General features: G+C 33.8%; 1 protein-coding gene. It reads left to right on the plus strand.

The window, feature by feature from the left end:
* Positions 1-2 precede the first annotated feature (2 nt).
* A complete protein-coding gene (locus HU235_RS19650) occupies positions 3-1121 on the plus strand; it encodes a mannitol-1-phosphate 5-dehydrogenase (RefSeq protein WP_233452311.1) in 1119 nt (372 codons plus the stop codon).
* The last annotated feature ends 207 nt before the right edge of the window (positions 1122-1328 follow it).

Below are 1328 nucleotides of genomic sequence, written 5' to 3' on the forward strand. Positions count from 1 at the left end.
ATATTGGTAGAGGTTTTATAGGAGCGCTATTTTCTCAATCTGGCTATCATGTTACATTCGTTGATATTGCTGAACAAATTATTAACCAGTTAAACGAAGAAAAGAGCTATCAAGTGAAGTTAGCAACAGATAAAGGTGAAACTACAAAAATAAATAATGTCTCTGGTCTAAATAATATGACTCAAGAAAATGAGGTTGTTGAAGCAATTCAACAAGCAACATATCTTACAACTGCAATTGGTCCGAATATATTACCAAGAATTGCCCCATTAATTGCACGTGGATTGAAGGAACGCGTGAATAGTCAAAATGAAAAACTATATGTCATTGCTTGTGAAAATCAAATTGGTGCAACTGATATATTAAGAAACCATATCCTCGAACATTTAGATGATGAAACAAAAGGGAAATTAGACGGTCGAATCTATTTCTTTAATTCGGCTGTGGACCGTATAGTCCCAATTCAAGATAATAAAGGTTCTCTAGATGTTTTAGTTGAGACATATTATGAGTGGGTTGTTGAAACGAGTGAAATAATTCCAGAAGTTCAAGGAATGAAAATTGTTGAAGATTTAGCTCCATATATTGAAAGAAAATTGTTTACTGTCAATACTGGTCATGCTGTAATTGCTTATTTAGGGTATTTAAGTGGTAAATCAACAATCGATCAAACATTGGCAGATGAAAAAATTGCGAAACAAGTTCAAGAAACTTTGAAGGAAACAGGAGCATATTTAATTAAGCAATACGGATTAGATGAAGCGGAGCATACAAAATATATTAACAAAATCCTTGAACGCTTTAAAAATCCTTATTTAAATGATGCTGTTACACGTGTAGCCCGTGGGCCAATCCGGAAGCTTGGACCAGAGGACAGATTAGTTCGCCCTGCAACAGAAGCACAAAAAGCTGGTTTATCGTATTCAAACCTAGCAAAGGCAATTGCTGCTGCACTTTTATTTGATTTCAATGAGGATGAAGAAGCACAAAAGCTTCAAGCGATGATTAAGGAAAATGGTGTAATGAATGTGTTAAAAGAAATCAGTAAATTAGAGGAGAATAGCGAAGTAACGAAAGAAGTTATTAATCAGTATGAAAAGTTGCAACAAGAAGTAAAATAATAAAAAAGTCGGGTGCGAATCTTTTCGTTCTCGACTTTTTTTATGCAATCATATTCGCGTTATAAAGGGAACTAAGCAATTTCTGTTTTTCGTTTAATCTAGAATATGGATTAAATGCATAGGCTCTTTTCTTAATGATTGTTGATTTTGCATAATTTTCTAAAGGTTGTTTGCAGCTAATTGCGAGACACATGCTTAGATAAGTGA

Origin of the sequence: Metabacillus niabensis, assembly GCF_902829255.1 — a bacterium.
Taxonomy (GTDB): Bacteria; Bacillota; Bacilli; order Bacillales; family Bacillaceae; genus Metabacillus; species Metabacillus niabensis.